Origin of the sequence: Aeromonas sp. MdU4 (assembly GCF_041929505.1) — a bacterium.
Taxonomy (GTDB): Bacteria; Pseudomonadota; Gammaproteobacteria; order Enterobacterales; family Aeromonadaceae; genus Aeromonas.
Map to the genome: position 1 here is coordinate 19,729 of NZ_JBHFMW010000029.1, position 20,170 is coordinate 39,898.

Sequence of the window (20,170 nt, forward strand, 5' to 3'; positions counted from 1 at the left end):
GTTACGACTTCGATTAAGCACATTGCACCAACACAAATCAAACAAAACGGCAAAAATGCAGCGTTAAATATCGAAAAGTTTGATGTTGATCATTAATTTTCAGATCGGGGATTAATTTGTCGCGGATGACCGGGAGAGGAGGGTGGGGTTCTTTTGCAGCCCTTGCATGGCAAGGGCTGGCGTCATGGAATATCAGTGGGTTGGCGTGACCAGATCCAGGATAAAAGCGTATTCCAGCGCGATATCCTCGTAGGCTTTGAAGCGGCCCGACTTGCCGCCGTGACCGGCGTCCATGTCGGTATTGAGTAACAACTTGTTATCATCCGTCTTCAGTTCGCGCAGCTTGGCAACCCACTTGGCGGGTTCCCAATACTGCACTTGCGAGTCGTGCAGCCCGGTGGTGACCAGCAGGTTGGGGTAGGCCTGGGCCTTGACCTGATCGTAGGGGCTGTAGCTCTTCATGTAGTCGTAGTAGCGCTTCTGGTTCGGGTTGCCCCACTCGTCATACTCCCCGGTAGTGAGGGGGATCGACTCGTCCAGCATGGTGGTGACTACATCGACGAACGGGACTTGAGCCACCACGCCGCGATAGAGCTGCGGCGCCTGGTTGATGACGGCCCCCATCAGCAGGCCCCCGGCGCTGCCGCCCATGGCGTAGACCTGATCTTTGGCGCCATAACCCTGAGTGACCAGCGCTTCGGTGACATCGATGAAGTCATTGAAGGTGTTCTGCTTTTTCAGCAGCTTGCCATCTTCGTACCAGGGGCGACCCAGCTCTTCGCCACCACGGATATGGGCGATGGCGTAGACGAAGCCGCGATCGAGCAGGCTCAGGCGCGAGCTGCTGAAGTCGGGATCCATGCTGGCGCCGTAGGAGCCGTAGCCATAGACCAGCAGCGGATTCTTGGGCGCATCTGCGTGATCTTGCTTGAACTTGTCCTTGCGATAGACCAGTGACACCGGTACCGCTACCCCGTCGCGGGCGGTGACCCAGAGTCGCTCGCTGGCATATTGATCAGCCTTGAAGCCCGCCACCGGCTGCTGCTTGAGCAGGGTGCGCTTGCCGGTCGCCATATCCAGCTCATAGGTGGATGCGGGGGTGGTCATGGAGGAGTAGCCATAGCGCAGGGCGCTGGTATCTGGCTCCGGATTGTAGGCGAGCCAGGTGACATAGGCGGGATCGTCGAAGGCGATCTCCTTCTCGTCGCCGCTTTGCCAGTTGATCTGGCGCAGTCGGGTCAGCCCCTTGCTGCGCTCCTCCAGCACCAGCCAATCCTTGAACAGGGCATAGTTTTCCAGCAGCACGTCCGGATTGGGGGCGATCACCGGTTTCCAGCGATCGAGAGGACTCTCTTTGGTTTCATAGAGGCCGAAGTTCTTGCCATCCTTGTTGGATCGCACATAGAAGCGACCGCGGTAATGATCCAGGCTGTATTCGTGATCCACCTGGCGGGGCAGGAACAGCCGTGGCGACTGGCTCGGCACATTGGCATCGATCAGTCGCGCTTCGCCGGTGGTGGTGCTGGAGAGCGCGATGACGATGAAGTCTTCCGAGGTGGTGGCGTAGAGGCTGACGTAGAAAGAGTCATCTTTCTCCTCGTAGACCAGCTGATCCTTGGCAGGATCCGTCCCGAGCGTGTGGCGATAGACCTGATAGGGCAGCAGGGTCTGCGGGTGCTTGCGCACATAGAAGACGGTTTTGTTGTCGTTGGCCCACACCAGATTGCCGGAGGTGTTTTCCAGCGTGTCGGTGGCCCACTGGCCGCTCTCCAGATCGAGGAACTGGATCTGGTACTGACGGCGGGAGAGGAAATCTTCCGCTACCGCCAGCCAGCGGTTGTTGCGGCTTACCTCAAGGGCGCCGAGGGCATAGAACTCGTGCCCTTCAGCCCGCTGGTTGCTGTCGAGCAGCAGGTTCGCCTGCTCTTCGCCGAGTTTGGTGCGGGAGTAGATACCGTACTCCTTGCCCGGCTCATAGCGGGTCTGGTAGCGGTAGCCATTCTTCACATAGGGTACCGACTCATCCTGCTGGGGGATGCGGGCGACCATCTCCTTGTAGAGCTGTTCGCGCAGTGGCTGGGTCGGCTTGAGCATGGCTTCGGTGTAGGCGTTTTCGGCCTCGAGGTATTGCAATACTTCCGGCGCCTGACGCTGGTCGTCGCGCAGCCAGTAGTAGTTGTCGATGCGGGTATCCCCGTGTTTTTTCAGGGTGCGGGGATGTTTGGCGGCCACGGGCGGCTGGATTGGATGTTCGCTTGTCAGCATGGCGGGCTCTTCATTGGCATAAGTGGGGGGGAGAACTGTCAGAAAGGCTAGCAGCAGAACTCCTCGGGAAAAGGTAAACATGTCGCATCCTTGGCGCTGGAAAGGGTTGGTAGACCTGAGCATCGGCTCCATGAATTGGCGTTAAATCTGCCCCTTGTTGCCGGTGGTTGCAAGCAATCCCTTGTTATTGCAGGAAATGTAATCAAAAAAAGCCGCTATCTCGCGATAGCGGCCCTCTTTCTGGCCATGAGCGGCAAGAGTCCGCTCAGGTGTGCCTCACATGATATGGGAGTGCCCTCTCATGACCAGTTTTCGTCAGCCGGGGTAGCTCGACCAACGGTTGGTCGCGCCCTCGTTGCTGATACTCAGTACCTCATAGGGATGGCCCGGAATATCCATGCCCGGCGCACTCTGGGGCATGCCCGGAATGGTCAGGCCACGGATCGCCGGTTTTTCCCTGAGCAGCTTCTGCACATCGGCGGCCGGTACATGCCCCTCGATCACATAGCCATTTACGATGCCGGTATGGCAAGAGGCCAGTTCCGGCGCGATACCGTATTGCTGCTTCACCGCGCCGAGCTGTTCGGTCTCGATGACCTCCAGTTCGAAGCCATTCTGCTCCATGTGCTCGTTCCAGCTTTGGCAGCAGCCACAATATTTGGATTTGTAGACGGTCATCTTCTCGGCCGCGAGGGCCGAAAAGCTGATGGTACCGGCCAACATGGCCAGTAACAGGGGTTTGTACATCACTCACCTCAGATTGAAAGAAAAGATGCCCGATACGGGATGCGTTTCAGATCTGGGTGCGTGGGGGACGTTCGAGCCGCTCGCACGGGGCGTCCGGCATAAAGAGAGAGGGGGAGGCGAAGTCGGGGGTATCCGGTTCCAGTACGGCGACCGTCAGGCTGTCGCTGCCTACCAGTGTCATCGAGAGGGCGGTGGTAAAGCTGCCGCAGGGCATCGCTTTTTCCAGGGTGCGCTCGCTCTGGCTGCAGTGGGTAGTCAGGGTACAGAGGTCGGTTGCGGCCCGGCTGCCAAACGACATCAACACCAGCACCAGACTCCACAAGGGGAGCCAGCGACGGGCGTGAGCGAGTTGGCGACGGGTGAGAACCATGGAATGACTCGAAAATAACAAGGGGCACATGGTAACCCTGTGCCCCGGGGGAGGGTCAAGCCCTCCCCATGGTGTCAGTCAGCTGGATTCAAGGTTGCTGACGGGTGGCCGCCAGCACGATCTCGCGCACGCAGACGTTGGCAGGCTGGTTCCAGGCGTAGAGCACCGCGTCGGCGATCACTTCCGGCGCGATGACGCCGCCCATCTGATCTTTCCAGTCGTGGTAACCGGCCTTGATGTTCTCGTCAGTGGTGTGGCTGAGCAGCTCGGTCTCGACTGCGCCCGGAGCTATGGTCACCATCCGCACGCCGACATCGGCCACCTCTTCGCGGATGTTCTCGGTCAGGGCGTGGACGGCGAACTTGGTGGCGCAGTAGGCGGCATGGTTCGGGAAGGTCTTGCGACCGGCGATGGAGCTGATGTTGATGATGGTGCCGCTGTGGCGCTCCTTCATCCCGGCCAGCACCGCGTGGACGCCGTTCAGCACCCCCATCACGTTGATGTTGAGCATCTGCTGCCACTCGGCCGGATCCTGCACGTCAGCCTGACCCAGCAGCATGACGCCGGCGTTGTTGACCATGCAGCCCACCGGGCCGAATTGAGTTTCCGCTTGCTGGACGGCTGCCTTCATGGCGGCGGTGTCGGTCACATCGACCCCGATGCAGAGGGTATCGGGCAGGTTCAGTGCCTGCATCGGCTCGACCCGGCGGGCCAACAGCAGCAGCGGATGACCGGCGGCAGAGAAGGCACGGGCGATGGCGGCACCGATCCCGGCGGAGGCGCCGGTGATCACGACGAGAGATTTGGACATGGGTCTTTCCTTCTGATTCAAGAGTCGGTTTGAGCAAACAGGTGGCTGGCCAGCACGGAACCCAATCACTATAGTCACTGCATCTATAAGTGATAAATATTGTTTTCCGCTGGTTATCATCTGAAAAAACTATGGTTGGGTTATGCTGGACTTGAGATTGCTGCGTTTCTTCATCGCCATCTATGAAGAGAAGAACATCACGGCGGCGGCCGAGCGCTGCCACGTCAGCCAGCCCTCCCTCTCGGCGGGGCTGCGCCAGCTGGAAGAGGCGCTCGGTGACAGCCTGTTTATCCGGGGCAAGAAGGGAGTGGTGGCGAAAGATCCGGCCCACTATCTCTATCCCCATGCGGTCAAGCTGGTGGAGGAGGCGCGCCGGCTGCCGGAGCTGTTTCGCCAGAAAGCGACGCGTGCGCGGCTCAATATGGCCATCATGCCGGACTTGAGTCGCCGCCGGGTGGCCGAGCTGCTGCAGCAAGTACAGCGCGTGTTGCCGCAGCTGGATCTCACCCTCTCCGACTACACCACGCCCGCCGACTGCCGCTTGACGCTCGATGCCCTGCGTCGGGAGGACGAAATCTTCTTGCCGTTGTGGGAGGAGGATTACGTGCTCTGCGTGCCGGTCGACCATCCCCTGGCCAGTCGCGAGAGGATCGAGTTGGCCGAGCTGCAACATTATGATTTTATTGAGTGCCCACCTTGTGAAGCCCATCAACAGACCATAGGTCTGCTGGCCTGTGACCGGCTCACCCTCAATCTGGTGGCCAAGGCCGAGAGCAAGGGGTTGGTGATGGCGCTGGTGCTGGCGGGGGTTGGCATCAGTTTTTTGCCGGACGGGCTGGTCGAGGATGAGGCGGGGCTCTGTACCTTGCCGGTGAGCGGGCCGCGGATGTTTCGCCGGATCGGCCTCTGCTATCCCGCCCACCAGACCCTCAATCCGGCGCTGCGGGAGCTGATCCCCGAGTTGGCAGGTTATGGCGCTTCCTGATAAGGTCGCTTTCCGGTGCACCTTTACGATGCAGCTCCCTAGACACCCCCTTTCTGTTTACCGCGCCTTGCACCGCAAGGCTTTGTTCGGGTGATGTGGTCATGAAACGCATTCTGGTTATTTTTTCCCATCCCGCTCTGCAGAGCTCGCGGGCCAACAAGCAGCTGTTGCAGGCGATTGAGGGGCTGGAGGGGGTCACGGTTCACGACCTCTACCAGCACTATCCCGACATGTTCATCGATGTGAAGCGGGAGCAGGCGCTGCTGTCGGAGCACGACATCATCGTCTTTCAGCACCCGTTTTACTGGTACTCATGCCCGGCCATCATGAAGGAGTGGATGGATCTGGTGCTGGAGTATGGCTATGCCTACGGCCCCGAAGCCCACGCCCTCAAGGGCAAGCAGTGGTTGAGCGCCATCACCACTGGCGGGGCGCCGGAGTCCTACTGCAGCGAGGGGTACAACAGCCGACCGCTGCTCGACTTTCTGCTGCCATTTCAGCAGGCGGCCACCTTGTGCGGTATGAACTGGCTGCCCCCTTTCGTGCTGCACTCCTTTCACAAGATCAAGGACCCTGCCGCCCTGCGCCGCTGCGGTCAGGATTATCGCCAGCTGCTCTGCGCCCTGCGTGACGATCAGTTGACCCCTGAGCAGTTGGCCGGGCGTCCTTATCTACGCGACTTGCTGGAGGTGCTCTGATGACACACGGGCAGCTTGTTGGCCGAGTTCATGAGCCGGACCAGATGTTCACACGGAGGGCAGAGTGATGGGCCACGGGATCCTGTTTGATGCTTTTATCTATCTCTCCGCCGCCGTCATCGCGGTGCCACTCGCCAAACGCTGGGGGCTAGGCTCGGTGCTCGGCTATCTGCTGGCGGGGATCATCATAGGCCCCTTCCTGCTGGGGCTGGTGGGCGAACAGAAGGATGTGATGCACTTCGCCGAGTTTGGCGTAGTGCTGATGCTGTTTCTGGTCGGTCTTGAATTGCGTCCGGCCCTCTTGTGGCAGCTGAAGGGGCCGATCCTCGGCACTGGCGGCCTGCAGGTGCTGCTCACCACGGCAGCTCTGACCGGCGTGGCGCACCTTATTGGTCTGCCGTTGCAACAGGGGCTGGCCATTGGCTTGATCCTGGCGCTCTCCTCCACAGCCATCGTGTTGCAAAGCCTGCAGGAGCGCAAGCTGATGCAGAGCGAGAGCGGTCGCTCCGCCTTTGCGGTGCTGTTGTTTCAGGACATCGCCGTCATTCCAATTCTGGCGCTGCTGCCGCTGCTGGCTATCGCGCCGGTCGCCAGCAATGGCGGTTCCGAACTGGCGGGTTGGCAGCATGGTCTGCTGGTGGTCGCGGCAATCTCAGGCATAGTGCTGGGTGGTCACTACCTGATGCGGCCGGTGTTTCGCGCCATCGCCCAGTCCCACATGCGGGAGATCTTCGTCGCCGCCGCCCTGCTGCTGGTGATCGCCATCGCGGTACTGATGGAGTCGGTGGGACTCTCGCCTGCACTCGGCTCCTTCCTCGCCGGGGTGGTGCTGGCCGACAGCGAATATCGCCACGAGCTGGAGGCGGATATAGAGCCGTTCAAGGGCTTGCTGCTTGGCCTGTTCTTTATGTCGGTGGGGGCGGGGATCGATTTTGGCCTGTTTGCCGAGCATCCCTTCCTCATACCTACCCTGGTGGTTGGCCTGATGACGCTCAAATGGCTGGTGCTGATGGCGCTCGGCTTTGCCATCCGCATCTCGCCGAGCCAACGCTGGACCTTCGGGCTGGCGTTGGCGCAAGGGGGCGAGTTTGCCTTCGTGCTCTTCTCGTTTGCCGCCCAGAACCGGGTGCTGCCCGGTGAGACCATTTCGCTGTTGACGCTGGTGGTGGCGCTCTCCATGGCGTTGACCCCGCTGCTGCTGATCCTCAACGATCGGGTGATCCAGCCCTGGTTCGATTACCGTAACCAGAGCGACGCGCCGCAGCATGAGCAACCGGAGCTGGTGGAGCATCCGGTGATCATCGCGGGCTTCGGCCGTTTTGGTCAGATCGTGGGGCGCTTGTTGCACGGTCACGGTATCGGCACCACCATCCTCGAGCAGGATGCCAGCCAGATAGAAACGCTGCGCAAGTATGGTTATCAGGTGTTCTATGGCGATGCCAGCCGGCTCGACCTGCTCCATGCCGCCGGTGCGCACAAGGCTAAATTGCTGGTGCTCTCCATCAACGATCCCGCCACTTCGCTGGCGGTGATCGAGATGGTGCAGAAGCACTTCCCGCACCTGAAGATCCTGGCGCGGGCGCTGGATCGGCCCCATGCCCACGAGATCCTGCGGCACGGGGTCGAGAGCGTACACCGCGAAACCCTGGGCTCGGCGGTCGATCTGGGGGTGGAAGCCCTGACCCAGCTCGGTTTTCGGGCCAACCAGGCCTGGCGGGCGGGACAGACCTTCAAGCAGCACGATAACTGGCTGTTGCGCGAGCAGGTCAATTATCTGGACGACGAACACACTTATATCAACAAGAGCCTGCAATACCGGGAGATCCTCTCCGATCTGTTGCAAGACGACGAGGAGGGGCAGGAGCGTATCCATGCCCACAACTGGAACAGCGGGTTACCCGACGACGACAAGGAAGCAAGATGATTGCCTATTACCCCATGTTCAAACACCTGCATATGACGCTGGCGCTGGTCAGTCTGCTGCTGTTTATCTATCGCTGGAGTCTGGCGCTGGCTGGCAGCGCGCGGTTGCAGCAGAAGTGGCTAAAGATCCTGCCGCATATCAACGACACCTTCCTGCTGCTGTTTGGTGTGCTGCTGGCGGTGACCTTGCAGCTGAGCCCCGGCCAACAACCCTGGCTGATGGCCAAGCTGATTGCACTGGTGCTCTATATCGGTCTGGGTGTCATGGCGCTCAAACGCCCAGCCCGCGGTCAGAAGCTGGTGGCCGGTGTGGCGGCGCTGGCAGTGTTCGGATACATGGTCGGTGCGGCGATCACCAAGTCTGCCTGGTCGTGGCTGATGTAAATGAGAGGGGGGAGGAAGGTCTCCCCTTATTTCAAAATAATAATCTACTTTGTTTTTATTTTTTGGAGTTTATATCTGGCCGTGGATGTGACTATAGAACTTTAATTTGATGCCCTTTCTGCTAATTCAAGCCCTTATTGACACCTTTCTTTTTGCATTTATTCTTTTAAATCAACTGCATACCTCCTTTTGTATGAAAATGGCGACAGTTGTCGCAGCAAAACTTGCGACATAGACTGTCGCAGGTCACGACTAGCATACTGTCAACGCTAAACCAGTGAAGGCATGCACCATGAGTAAGAAGCTGTTACGACAACTGACCTTGGCGCGTTGCATCCCGCACCGCCCTTACAAGCTGACCGCCAGCCAACTCCAGGTAAAACTGGAAGAGGAAGGTATCCACGTCAGTCTGCGTACCGTGCAACGGGACCTGGAGGAGATGTCTGGCATGGGCCTGTTCGACCTCACCTCGGATGAACGCAGCAAACCCCATGGCTGGTGCTTCGAGCGCCACGGCCTCAACGATTTTGCCAATATCATGCCGCTGTCGCTGGCGGTGGCCCTGAAAACCTGGAGTGATCAGGCGAGCCAACTGTTGCCGGCGAGTGTGCTGACTGAATTGAACCCGCTGGTCGACAAGGCAAGCCAGGTGATCCGCGACAGCCAGAGTGAACTGGCCGAGCGCTGGCTGGAGAGTGTGCACCAGTCGCCGCGCCCGTTTGCCGGTAACCCGGAGATCCGCCGCAGCACCCTGATCCGCGACGCCCTCTGGCGTGGCCGTAAATTCAGCGCCGAAATCCAGCGTGTGATTAAAGAGCGCACCGTGTGGCTCTGTTATGACCGTATCAACCCGCTCGGTATCCTCAATCAGCCGGATGGGCCCATCCTGCTCTGCACCCTCTCCGAACTGGATCCCAAGGTTTACGGCATTCCGTTCGACCATATCAAGAGCGTGGAGCTGACCAACTTCAGCGCCACCCAGCCGAAGGATTTCAATGTCCAGAAGCTGATCCGCGATCAGGGCTATCAGGATGTAAGCGGCCCGATCCGCTTCGTCGGCCGCATCGATGCCAACAGCCCGTCGCTGGTGGATAACCAGATCCCGGGCAACAATCCACGCATGACTCGCTACGACAAGCGCAGCGTGGTGGTTGAGACGGAAGTGCAGGATACCCCCGAGTTTCGCAGTTGGCTGAACAACATCAGTGGTGACTTGGAGGTGCTGGCCCCCGAGTCGTTACGCAAGGCCTACCTCAACCCGACTAATCGGGTGAGCTGATTTAAAACGGGAATGCTCAAGAGTCGAGCCTGGTCTCGGCTCTTTTTTTGCTGTTTTTTTGAGCATATCTATTCAACTCATTTTTAAGCTTTCACGACAGGATTGAACCGTTTTCCTGCCAAATTTGGGGGGGCTGAACCGGTGTAAGAGATCTGCCATAGCCACTGTGAGAGGCTGGCGCTTTAAGCCGTACGTGAAGCCATGCCAGAATGATCGAGCTTTCCAGTGAAACTAAATAACTAATTGATTTTTATTGGTTAGTTTTTAAGTTTTCTTTTTGAGATGGGAGCGGTCTCGGATCTTTCTCATCGGATGGCACTTGCTCGAAGTATGCATTTCCTTAGTATGGGTCTCACAAGGACGGAGCTGATTCCGCAGGATGCAGAGCAGCGCATAAAGATGGAATAGTCTGCAGGATGCAGGCAGGGACACCTCAGGATGAGTTCGATAGTCTGGATGACTGTCGTCATGGATGAATAAAGGAACACCGCGGGATGCGGCAGGACTCTCTCAGGATGAGAGCAGAACGAACGGAACCTCGTTCTTCAGGATGAACAGGACCTCGCCGGATGCGAGATGGATACTTCAGGATGAAGTGAGATAACCCGGATGGTTATCTGTCAGGAAGACGCAAGGAACCCCACAGGACGTGGTAATGGACACCTCCAGGATGGAGACAGTGAAGCAGTTCAGGATGAATTGCCAGGCCAGGAGTGCCGCAGGACACGCCAATGGATTGGAAAGGGGATATTCCAAAGGATTAGGATAAAGTCAGGGATTGCAGGGAGCATTGCAGTTCTATGGACAGGACGACACGACTCTAGGGGACGGTTAACACCGTCCCCTTTTCTTTTATGGCTGATCAGCGTTGCCGGGGCGCTGCGCCGAGCTAACAATCTCTTGCAGGCGGCGGCGAATGTCGACCATGCCAAACACGCCAAAGATCAGCACAGTGACAAACTCGGCCTTGCTAACGGTAAAGTAGCGTTTGCAGGCGGCCTTGATCATGCTGGCCTGCAGCCAGTGCAGTAGCGCAACGATCACGCCACAGACCGGCAGAAAGCCATTGAGTTTGCCCGGCAGAGGGGCAATCAGGCTTACCAGCACGCCAAACCAGAAGAACAGTACCAGTCCCATCGCCAGCAGATTAAAGATCCGCTTCATTGTTTACCTCCCGCAGATAGAGTTGATAGCAGACCTGACCTGCTTGTTTGTCCTTGAGTAACTGCCAGCTGGCAGGTAGCGCCAGATCAGCCATCTCTTTTTCCCGTTCCAGATAGATCAAGGCATCCGCTGCCAGCCAGCCGCGCTGCTCCAGCAGTTCGCAAACTTGCGGCAGCAGTTCCCGGCGAAACGGTGGATCAAGGAACACCAGATCGAAGGGGGTAGCTGGGCCTTGCAGCCAGCTCACCGCATCAGACTGGATCACCTGACCCTGGCTGCTGCCGAGGGCGGCCAGATTCTTTTTGATCTGGTCAGCGGCCCCTTTGTCCATCTCGATCAGGGTGACCTGCTCGGCATAGCGTGACAGCGCCTCCAGTCCCAGGCCGCCGCTGCCGGCAAACAGGTCCAGGCAACGGGTGCCACGGATGTGGGGCGCCAGCCAGTTGAAGATGGTCTCCTTGACGCGATCCGTGGTGGGTCTGAGCCCTTCCACATCCTTGACCGGCAATTTGCGGCCTCGCCACTGGCCGCTGATGATTCTTACAAAGCCCGATTTTCCTTGCGGGGCGGGACTCTTGCTCGGGTTGCTACGGCTGGATTTCACTCTGGGCATCGCGTTTCATCGTCAGAAAATAAAGTGGTAGTATAAGGCGGTTCATTTTTATGCCGACCCGCCAAGGGACGGCTATCTTAGCAGTCAGCCTTTGATGTGAGTATTTTTAGATGGCAAAAGGTTTGTTTTCCTGGCTGGGTTTCGGCCGCAAGAAAGAAGAGGCTGAGGCTGTCCAACCACAGACACCGCAAGCCACCCCGATTACCGTTGAGCCTGAGGTCGCTGCTACCCCCGCTCCTGTTTCCGAAACAACTGTTTCCGATAGTACGCCGACTGTTGCACCCGAAGTGCCCACCAGCGCACAGAATCCCGTTTTGCACGACGATTGCTGCCCGCCAACCGAGCTGGACGACCGAGGTCCGCTGGTGGTGGAGGAGTGCGCCTCCGATCTGGAGCCGGTGATCGTCAACGAATCCCTGATGGCAGAAGAGGAGCGTGCCGCCGCAGAGGCGCAAGCTGCCGAAGCTGCCCGTGTTGCCTCCGAGGTTAAAGCCGCCGAAGAGGCTCGTATCGCTGCCGAGGCCCGCGCCGCCGAAGAGGCTCGCATTGCTGCCGAAGTCCGCGCTGCGGAAGAGGCTCGTATCGCCGCCGAAGCCCGCGCTATGGAAGAGGCTCGTATCGCTGCCGAAGCCCGCGCTATGGAAGAGGCTCGTATTGCTGCTGAAGCTCGCGCTGTGGAAGAGGCTCGCATTGCCGCTGAAGCTCGCGCTGTGGAAGAGGCTCGCATTTCCGCTGAAGCTCGCGCTGCGGAAGAGGCTCGTATTGCCGCCGAAGCTCGCGCTGCGGAAGAGGCTCGTATTGCCGCCGAAGCCCGCGCTATGGAAGAGGCTCGTATCGCCGCCGAAGCCCGCGCTATGGAAGAGGCTCGTATTGCTGCTGAAACCCGTGCTGCGGAAGAGGCGCGTATTGCCGCCGAAGCCCGCGCTGCGGAAGAGGCCCGTATCGCTGCCGAAGCCCGCGCCGCGGAAGAGGCTCGCATTGCTGCCGACGCTCAGGCTGCGGAAGAAGCCCGTATCGCCAAAGAGGCTCAGCGAGCGGAAGATCTGCGCCTGGTTGCCGCAATGGAGGCTGAGGCCGCCGCGTTGGCTGCCCTGCCATTGGCTGCCAAGGTAGACGATGACACCCAGGACAAACCGCAGCGGGAGGGCTTCTTTGCCCGTCTCAAGCGTAGTCTGGTGCGCACCAAGGAGAATATCGGCTCCGGTTTCTTCGGTCTGTTCCGTGGCAAGAAGATTGACGATGAGCTGTTTGAAGAGCTGGAGACCCAGCTGCTGACCGCCGATCTCGGCGTCGACACAACCACCCGCATCATCGAGGGGCTGGTGCAGCATGCGGATCGCAAGCAGCTCAAGGACGCCGAGGCGCTCTACGGCCTGCTCAAACAGGATATGGGAGAGATGCTGGCCAAGGTCGAGCAGCCGCTGGTGATCGACACCAACAAGAAACCTTACGTGATCCTGATGGTCGGCGTGAACGGCGTTGGCAAGACCACCACCATCGGCAAGATGGCCAAGCAGTTCCAGGCAGAAGGCAAGAGCGTGATGCTGGCGGCGGGTGATACTTTCCGTGCCGCTGCGGTCGAGCAGTTGCAGGTTTGGGGTCAGCGCAACAATATTCCGGTGATCGCCCAGCATACCGGTGCCGACTCCGCTTCCGTGATTTATGACGCCATTGAGGCTGCCCGTTCCCGCGGCGCCGATGTACTGATCGCCGATACCGCCGGTCGCCTGCAGAACAAGAGCAACCTGATGGAAGAGCTCAAGAAAGTGGTGCGGGTGATGAAGAAGCTGGATGAGGAAGCGCCTCACGAGGTCATGCTGACCCTGGATGCGGGTACCGGCCAGAACGCCCTGAGCCAGGCAAAGCTGTTCAGCGAGGCGGTCGGCCTGACCGGTATCACCCTCACCAAGCTGGATGGTACTGCCAAGGGTGGCGTCATCTTCGCGGTAGCTGACAAGTTCCAGATCCCGATCCGCTACATCGGGGTTGGCGAGGGGATCGACGATCTGCGTCCCTTTGTTGCCAACGATTTTATCGAGGCGCTCTTCAGCCGCGATGAATAAGTCCGGCCGCGATGAGTCAGCTCAGCCGTGATGAGTAAGTGTTCCACACCCCGACTCCGGTCGGGGTTTGTCAATTTCAGGGAACCGTTATGATTCGTTTTGACAAGGTCAGCAAGGTATATAGCGGCGGTCATCAGGCGCTGCAGAAGGTCAGCTTTCACCTGCGCAAGGGAGAGATGGCCTTTCTGACCGGGCACTCGGGGGCGGGCAAGAGTACCCTCCTCAAACTGATCAGCGTGATGGAGCGACCGACCGATGGTCGCGTCTTCTTTCATGGCGACGACGTCAGCCATATCCAGCGCAGCCAGATCCCCTATGTGCGCCGCCAGATCGGGATGATCTTTCAGGATCACCGATTGCTGATGGACCGCACCGTGTTCGATAACGTGGCGTTGCCGCTGGTGATCGATGGCTACAGTCACGCCGATATCAACAAGCGGGTGGCAGCGGCGCTCGACAAGGTGGGGCTGCTCGGCAAGGAGCGCTATCAGCCGCGCATGCTCTCCGGTGGTGAACAGCAGCGGGTCGGTATTGCCCGCGCCATCGTCAACAAACCCCCCCTGCTGCTGGCGGATGAGCCGACCGGTAACCTGGATCCCCAACTCTCCATGGACATCATGCGGCTGTTTCAGGAGTTCAACAATTTTGGGGTTTCGGTGCTGATTGCCACCCACGATCTGGGGCTGATCGCTCGCATGCGTTATCGCACCCTGACCCTCAAGGCGGGTCGCATGTATTCGGCAGGGGAGGAGCTCTGATGGCTATCGTTCGTCATAAACAACCGCCGTTGCGCCGTTTGATGATGTACGGGTTAGACCACGTGCGTCAGGCGTTTGCCAGTCTGGGGGAGCTGTGGCGCAATCCGCTCGCCTCCCTGATGACGCTGGCAGTGCTTGGCGTCAGTCTGGCGCTACCCTCCTGCTTCCACGTGCTGCTGAAAAATGCCGAAGTGGTGGAGGGGAGCTGGCAGACCAGTTCCCAGATCTCCCTCTATCTGCGCAAGGATCTGCCGGAGCAGAGCATTCTCGATTTGCAGCATCGGATCTTGCTCTATCCCGAGGTGGATTCAGTCACCTACCTGAGCCGTGACGATGCGTTGCGGGAGTTTCGCGAGATCTCCGGCTTCGGCGATGCCCTCGATTATCTGGACAGCAACCCGCTGCCGCCTGTGTTGAGCGTCATCCCGGATCCGCGCTGGCAGAACCCGGAAGGGGCCGCCGAGCTGCTCGGCAAGCTCAACAACGAGGATGGAGTGGAGCAGGGCAAGCTGGATCTGCAGTGGTTGACCCGGTTGCAGGGGATCATGAACCTGCTGCGCCACACCATTACCGGTATCGCGGTGTTGCTGCTCTCCGCCGTGCTGTTGATCGTCGGCAATACTCTGCGCCTCAACATCCTCAATCAGCGTTCCGAGATCGAAGTGCTCAAGCTGGTGGGAGCAACCGACTCCTTCATTCATCGTCCCTTCCTCTATACCGGCATCTGGTTTGGGGTGATCGGCGGCATGCTGGCCTGGTGGTTGACCGAGGTGATGGTGATCTGGAGCGAGGGGGTGGTGAAAGAGTTGGCAGGCTTGTATAACAGCAATTTCCAGCTGGTTGGCATGGGTCTGGTGGATGGGGTGAATCTGATCCTGCTGGGCGCTCTGCTGGGGTTGATCGCCTCCTGGTTCTCGGTCCATCGCCACATCCGCGACATTGAACCATCCTGATTGATTTATCATCAAAGTAAATCGCTGGATTTTGCTAATCGGATCAAGTAAAAGGGTTGCCACTTCTGGCTTGGCCACCCTAGTCAGGTTATTCTGAACATTACTGATCTTCCGGATCTTTACTGGATCCGTTGAACCTTCTGATTTATAAACAGTCTATTAAGCTGAAGCATTTTAACGAGTGTGGCCCCTCTGCCTTGCTCGTCAGACTTGGCAAGCATGTGAAGGTTGCGAGCTCCGCAACAATGGACTTAGCATGCTACTTTTCGGGGGTCCTTCATTGTGACCCCCTTTTTTTGACTGTTCATTCATGATTCATCTTGCAGGCATAAGATAACCCGGTCTAAAACTGGGCATGTTATTTGATACGTGCCGCAGAATGGCATCCGGTCAGTAGACAGACCCTCTCTGGGTGTTAGACTGATTCGATTGAAAAGAAAGAGGTAACAGATGGGAACTTCATTGCAGCGCACTATGGCTTTGATTCCGCAAGGTAGTCTGGAAGGCTATATCCAGGCAGTAAACTCTATTCCGGTGCTGAGCGCAGAGGAAGAGCGTGAACTGGCTGAGCGTTTGCAGCAGGATGGCGATCTCGAGGCTGCTCGTCAGCTGGTAATGTCGCACCTGCGCTTTGTCGTTCATGTCGCTAAAAGTTATGCCGGTTACGGTCTGCCGCAGGCCGATTTGGTACAGGAAGGCAACATCGGCCTGATGAAGGCGGTCAAGCGCTTCGACCCGACGGTCGGCGTGCGTCTGGTCTCCTTCGCCGTGCACTGGATCAAGGCCGAAATCCACGAATATGTTCTGCGCAACTGGCGCATGGTCAAGGTGGCGACCACCAAGGCCCAGCGCAAGCTCTTCTTCAACCTGCGCAAATCCAAAAAGCGTCTGGGCTGGCTGAACCACGAAGAGGTTCAGGCCGTGGCGGCCGATCTCGGCGTCTCTACTGCTGACGTGACCGAAATGGAAGCTCGGATGGCCAACTACGATCAGGCATTCGATCTGGTTGGTGATGATGAAGAAGAGGGTGGTTTCGCACCGGTTCACTATCTGGAGGACAAATCCTCCGATCTGGCCACGACCATCGAGAATGACAACTGGGACGATCATGCGACCCGTCGTCTGAGCTCGGCGCTCTCTTCCCTCGACGAGCGCAGCCAGCACATCATCCGCGCCCGCTGGCTCGACGATGACAGCAAGACCACTCTGCAGGAGCTGGCCGATACCTACGGCGTCTCTGCCGAGCGAGTGCGTCAGCTTGAGAAGAACGCGCTCAAGAAGCTGAAAGATGCCATGGAGGCTTGATGCCTCCGCGCTGAAAACAGGGCCTGATGGCCCTGTTTTTGTTTCTGCCGCCGGTAATCGGGGCTTGCCCTGATAACCCTTGGGTATGTTATGTTGCCGCCACAGCCACATGATGGAGAGCAGAAGTGAAACTGTTGAAGGACCTGTTTACCAATAATCGTGAGTGGGCCGAGCGGATCAAAGCAGAAGATCCCGCCTTCTTTGCCACCCTCTCTGCCCAGCAGGCTCCCGAATACCTCTGGATCGGCTGCTCCGATAGCCGGGTGCCCGCCAACCAGCTGATGGGACTGCTGCCGGGGGATGTCTTCGTTCACCGCAACGTAGCCAATCTGGTGGTTCACACCGATTTCAACTGCCTCTCCGTACTGCAATATGCGGTCGAGGTACTCAAGGTGAAGCACATCATCGTCTGCGGCCACTATGGCTGCGGCGGGGTCAAGGCGGCGATGCAGAATCAGGAGCTGGGGCTCATCGACAACTGGCTGCGCAACATCAAGGATGTCTACTTCAAATATGGCGAAGAGCTGGAGGCCATCGAGGATGAGCACGAGCGCTTCGACTATCTGTGCGAGCTGAACGTGGCCGAGCAGGTGGCCAACGTCTGTCACACCACCATCATCCAGAACGCCTGGCGCAAGGGGCAGGAGCTAGCCGTTCACGGCTGGATCTACGGGATCAAGGACGGTCTGCTGCACGATCTCGATCTCTGCATCAGCGGGCCGGATCAGATCCCCGATGTCTACCGCGCCTGGCCGGATATGCGTCCGCCGCACCGTCGGCGCTAAGGAGCATCCCGTTGGCGCCAGCCCTCTATCTGCAGATCAAGCAGCACATTCTGGATCGGATCCGTGAACGCCACTATCAGGCGGGGGATCGGATCCCGACCGAAGCCGCTCTGTGCGAGCAGTTTGTGGTGAGTCGGATGACGGTCAACCGGGCGCTGCGCGAACTGGTAGCCGAGGGGTGGCTGGTGCGTACCGCCGGATCCGGCAGCTTCGTTGCGGATCGGCGCACCGAATCGCCGCTGCTGGCCATTCGCAACATCGCCGACGAGATTGCCGAGCGGGGCAGTGAATACAGCGCCCGGGTGATCCGGCTACAGCGACTGGCTGCCGACGAGAGGGTGGCGGTGCAGCTGGGGCTGCGGGTCGGCGCCCCCATCTTTCACAGCCTGATCGTCCATCAGGCTGATGGTGAACCGCTGCAACTGGAGGAGCGTTTCGTCGATGCCGAGCGGCTGCCGGGCTACGGTGAGCAGGATTTTACCTGCCAGACTCCCAATAGCTATCTGATGGCACTTTGTCCGCTGTCGGAGATGGAGCACGTGGTGGAAGCCGTGTTGCCGAGCGCCGGTGAGGCGGGATTGTTGCAAATTCGCGTGGATACACCCTGCCTATTGTTGCACAGGCGCACCTGGTCGGAAGGATATCTGGTCTCCTACGCCAGATTGCTCTCCCCCGGTTCTCGCTACAAGCTGAGCTCCAAGGCGCAGTTGTCCTGATTGTATATACAAATAGATTGCTCTCAAGCCCACCTCTGGTGGGCTTTTTTGTGCTTAAACTCTAAGCGTGATGCTGTTATCAGGATGTGAATCCTGCTCTTTCTTTCGCCGGATGGATCGATTATAAGGATATGTATATACATTTGAGGTCGCTATGAACAAGGAACTGTTGAACTGCGAGCGGGTCTGGCTCAACGTGACGCCCGCCACCCTGAATGCCGAACTGGTCGACTACGGCCTGTTGCCGCTCCACGCCATCGGTGTAAAGGGGGGCAAGATCCATGCCCTGGTGCCGATGGCCGAGTTGAAGGGGCCGCATCCCGCCCATTGGCAGGATATGCAGGGCAAGCTGGTCACCCCCGGCCTTATCGATTGCCACACCCACCTCATCTTTGCCGGCAGTCGCGCCGAGGAGTTCGAGCTGCGTCAGCAGGGGGTGCCCTATGCCGAGATCGCCCGCCGGGGCGGTGGCATCGTTAGCACGGTGCGTGCCACCCGTGAGGCCAGCGAGGAGCAGCTCTTTGAGCTGGCTTTGCCGAGGGTGAAATCCCTGATCCGCGAAGGGGTCACCATGGTGGAGATCAAATCCGGCTATGGCCTGACGCTGGATGATGAACTCAAGATGCTGCGGGTGGCCCGCCGACTGGGAGAGGCGCTGCCGATCCGGGTCAAGACCACATTGCTGGCGGCCCATGCGGTGCCGCCGGAGTATCGCAATGACCCCGACAGCTGGGTCGAGACCATCTGTCAGGAGATCATCCCGGCCGCCGCCAACGCGGGGCTGGCCGATGCGGTGGATGTATTCTGCGAACACATAGGTTTCTCGCTGGCCCAGACCGAGCAGGTCTATCTGGCGGCGGATCTATATGGCCTGCCGGTGAAGGGCCACATGGATCAGCTCTCCAATCTGGGGGGGAGCACCCTGGCCGCCAATTTCGGTGCTCTCTCGGTGGATCATCTGGAGTATCTGGATCCGCAGGGGATCCTGGCACTGGCCCAGCGCGGCGTGGTTGCCACCCTGCTGCCCACCGCCTTCTATTTTCTCAAAGAGACCAAACTGCCGCCGGTCGCCGCCCTGCGCAAGGCGGGGGTGGCGATGGCGGTCTCCTCCGACATCAACCCGGGCACCGCCCCCATCGTCTCGCTGCGGATGGCGATGAACATGGCCTGCACCCTGTTTGGCCTGACCCCGGTGGAGGCGATGGTCGGGGTGACCCGTAACGCCGCCAAAGCGCTTGGCGAGCAGGAACGCCTTGGCCAGCTCAGGGTGGGGATGGCGGCCGATTTCCTGATCTGGCACTGCGCCCATCCGGCCGAGCTGAGCTACATGGTCGGCGTCGATCAGCTGGCAGGCCGCATCTTCAACGGCGAGGAGACCCTCCATGGATAAGTTCAACCCGGTCGACATGTCGCTCTGGCAGGGGCGCCAGGATCCGGAAGATGGCGAGCTGGCCCTGCGCTGGCACGACAAGGTGCAGACCTGGGCCGCAGGGGCACAAGAGGCTGCCGGGGTGGTGCTGCTCGGCTTTGCCTGCGATGAAGGGGTGCGCCGCAACAAGGGGCGTGTCGGCGCTGCCGGGGCGCCGATGGCGGTACGCAAGCTGCTGGCCAACACCGCTTGGCATCTGACTCGACCCGTTTACGATGGTGGGGATGTGAGTTGCCCCGATGGCGATCTCGACACCGCCCACGGCCGTCTGGCCGAGCGGGTCGCTGCTGCGCTCGATTTGGGTCACTTTCCGCTGGTGCTGGGGGGCGGCCACGAGGTGGCCTTCGGCAGCTGGAGTGGCCTTAACCGTCATTTGGGCGGTAGTGGCAAGGTCGGCATTATCAATTTCGATGCCCACTTCGACCTGCGGATGAAGCTGGAACTGGCGAGCTCCGGCACCCCCTTCTTCCAGATCGCCGAGCAGTGCGCCGCTCAGGGCACGTCGTTTCACTACGCCTGTCTCGGGGTGGCCGAGACAGCCAATACCCAAGCCTTGTTTGCCCGCGCCGAGGCGCTGGGAGTGTGGCATGTGCTGGATGAGGCGATGACTCAGACCGAGTTGCCAGCCTTGCTAAGCGGGCTGGACACCTTTATCACCGATTGTGATCACCTCTACCTCACCATCGATCTCGATGTGCTGCCCGGTGCCGTGATGCCGGGAGTGAGCGCTCCCGCCGCCCGTGGCGTGGAGCTGGCGGTGATCGAACCGCTGATTGCCTATATCCGGGCCTGCGGCAAGCTCAGGCTTGCCGATCTGGCCGAGTACAACCCGACGCTGGATCAGGACAACCGCAGTGCCCGCGTGGCCGCGCGGCTGGTTCATCTGTTGACCCGTTAACCCTTTGGCCGCACATCGCCGAAG

Annotated in this window: 19 protein-coding genes; 13 read left to right on the plus strand and 6 right to left on the minus strand. The window is 59.3% G+C overall.

Annotation, left to right across the window (positions count from 1 at the left end; genetic code table 11):
- Positions 1-192: 192 nt before the first annotated feature.
- From ACE1BR_RS17275 to ACE1BR_RS17290, 4 genes are all read right to left on the minus strand, one after another.
- Positions 193-2,346, minus strand: coding sequence for a S9 family peptidase (locus tag ACE1BR_RS17275; protein ID WP_374872411.1), 2,154 nt, complete (start codon positions 2,344-2,346; stop codon positions 193-195).
- A 234-nt stretch (positions 2,347-2,580) separates the two neighbouring features.
- Positions 2,581-3,012, minus strand: coding sequence for a DUF411 domain-containing protein (locus tag ACE1BR_RS17280; RefSeq protein WP_374872413.1), 432 nt, complete (start codon positions 3,010-3,012; stop codon positions 2,581-2,583).
- Between the two features lie 46 nt (positions 3,013-3,058).
- Positions 3,059-3,382 (minus strand): hypothetical protein, encoded by a 324-nt coding sequence (locus ACE1BR_RS17285; protein ID WP_005342845.1) that lies wholly within the window; start codon positions 3,380-3,382, stop codon positions 3,059-3,061.
- Between the two features lie 88 nt (positions 3,383-3,470).
- Positions 3,471-4,193 carry an SDR family oxidoreductase gene (locus ACE1BR_RS17290; RefSeq protein ID WP_374872415.1) on the minus strand — a complete coding sequence of 241 codons (723 nt, stop codon included), beginning with the start codon at positions 4,191-4,193 and terminating at the stop codon, positions 3,471-3,473.
- 142 nt (positions 4,194-4,335) lie between these two features.
- Here ACE1BR_RS17290 and ACE1BR_RS17295 point away from each other — a divergent pair, with 142 nt between their 5' ends.
- From ACE1BR_RS17295 to ACE1BR_RS17315, 5 genes are all read left to right on the plus strand, one after another.
- Positions 4,336-5,178 carry a LysR family transcriptional regulator gene (locus tag ACE1BR_RS17295; RefSeq protein ID WP_374872417.1) on the plus strand — a complete coding sequence of 281 codons (843 nt, stop codon included), beginning with the start codon at positions 4,336-4,338 and terminating at the stop codon, positions 5,176-5,178.
- 101 nt (positions 5,179-5,279) lie between these two features.
- Complete coding sequence (locus ACE1BR_RS17300) at positions 5,280-5,876, plus strand: NAD(P)H-dependent oxidoreductase (protein ID WP_068978326.1); 597 nt, start codon at positions 5,280-5,282, stop codon at positions 5,874-5,876.
- Positions 5,877-5,943: 67 nt separating this feature from the next.
- Positions 5,944-7,800 carry a monovalent cation:proton antiporter-2 (CPA2) family protein gene (locus tag ACE1BR_RS17305; RefSeq protein WP_374872419.1) on the plus strand — a complete coding sequence of 619 codons (1,857 nt, stop codon included), beginning with the start codon at positions 5,944-5,946 and terminating at the stop codon, positions 7,798-7,800.
- Positions 7,797-8,183, plus strand: coding sequence for a SirB2 family protein (locus ACE1BR_RS17310; RefSeq protein ID WP_374872421.1), 387 nt, complete (start codon positions 7,797-7,799; stop codon positions 8,181-8,183). The genes ACE1BR_RS17305 and ACE1BR_RS17310 overlap by 4 nt, the downstream gene beginning before the upstream one ends.
- A gap of 292 nt (positions 8,184-8,475) precedes the next feature.
- A complete protein-coding gene (locus ACE1BR_RS17315) occupies positions 8,476-9,462 on the plus strand; it encodes a helix-turn-helix transcriptional regulator (RefSeq protein WP_374872423.1) in 987 nt (328 codons plus the stop codon).
- 852 nt (positions 9,463-10,314) lie between these two features.
- On the opposite strand, the gene ACE1BR_RS17320 is transcribed toward ACE1BR_RS17315, so the two are convergent.
- Positions 10,315-10,626: a DUF1145 domain-containing protein gene (locus tag ACE1BR_RS17320; protein WP_374872425.1), complete on the minus strand. Its 312-nt coding sequence runs from the start codon at positions 10,624-10,626 to the stop codon at positions 10,315-10,317.
- On the minus strand, positions 10,610-11,239 hold the full coding sequence (gene rsmD / locus ACE1BR_RS17325; protein WP_374872427.1) for a 16S rRNA (guanine(966)-N(2))-methyltransferase RsmD: 630 nt from the start codon (positions 11,237-11,239) through the stop codon (positions 10,610-10,612). The genes ACE1BR_RS17320 and rsmD overlap by 17 nt, the downstream gene beginning before the upstream one ends.
- Positions 11,240-11,349: 110 nt before the next feature.
- Here rsmD and ftsY point away from each other — a divergent pair, with 110 nt between their 5' ends.
- The 8 genes from ftsY to hutG all read left to right on the plus strand — a co-directional run bounded on the left by ftsY (position 11,350) and on the right by hutG (position 20,146).
- Entirely contained in the window at positions 11,350-13,302 is a 1,953-nt protein-coding gene (gene ftsY, locus ACE1BR_RS17330; protein WP_374872429.1) for a signal recognition particle-docking protein FtsY, read from the plus strand.
- A gap of 89 nt (positions 13,303-13,391) precedes the next feature.
- Positions 13,392-14,060 carry a cell division ATP-binding protein FtsE gene (ftsE, locus tag ACE1BR_RS17335; protein WP_005339995.1) on the plus strand — a complete coding sequence of 223 codons (669 nt, stop codon included), beginning with the start codon at positions 13,392-13,394 and terminating at the stop codon, positions 14,058-14,060.
- Entirely contained in the window at positions 14,060-15,013 is a 954-nt protein-coding gene (ftsX, locus tag ACE1BR_RS17340; protein ID WP_374872431.1) for a permease-like cell division protein FtsX, read from the plus strand. The genes ftsE and ftsX overlap by 1 nt, the downstream gene beginning before the upstream one ends.
- A gap of 450 nt (positions 15,014-15,463) precedes the next feature.
- Positions 15,464-16,318 carry an RNA polymerase sigma factor RpoH gene (rpoH, locus tag ACE1BR_RS17345; protein ID WP_374872433.1) on the plus strand — a complete coding sequence of 285 codons (855 nt, stop codon included), beginning with the start codon at positions 15,464-15,466 and terminating at the stop codon, positions 16,316-16,318.
- Between the two features lie 125 nt (positions 16,319-16,443).
- Positions 16,444-17,103, plus strand: coding sequence for a carbonate dehydratase (gene can / locus ACE1BR_RS17350; protein ID WP_033112576.1), 660 nt, complete (start codon positions 16,444-16,446; stop codon positions 17,101-17,103).
- Between the two features lie 11 nt (positions 17,104-17,114).
- The gene (gene hutC, locus ACE1BR_RS17355) at positions 17,115-17,819 is read left to right on the plus strand and encodes a histidine utilization repressor (RefSeq protein ID WP_374872435.1); all 705 of its coding nucleotides are present in this window, start codon (positions 17,115-17,117) and stop codon (positions 17,817-17,819) included.
- Positions 17,820-17,973: 154 nt separating this feature from the next.
- Positions 17,974-19,209: an imidazolonepropionase gene (gene hutI / locus ACE1BR_RS17360; RefSeq protein ID WP_374872437.1), complete on the plus strand. Its 1,236-nt coding sequence runs from the start codon at positions 17,974-17,976 to the stop codon at positions 19,207-19,209.
- Positions 19,202-20,146 (plus strand): formimidoylglutamase, encoded by a 945-nt coding sequence (gene hutG / locus ACE1BR_RS17365; RefSeq protein ID WP_374872439.1) that lies wholly within the window; start codon positions 19,202-19,204, stop codon positions 20,144-20,146. Before hutI ends, hutG begins: the two co-directional genes overlap by 8 nt.
- The last annotated feature ends 24 nt before the right edge of the window (positions 20,147-20,170 follow it).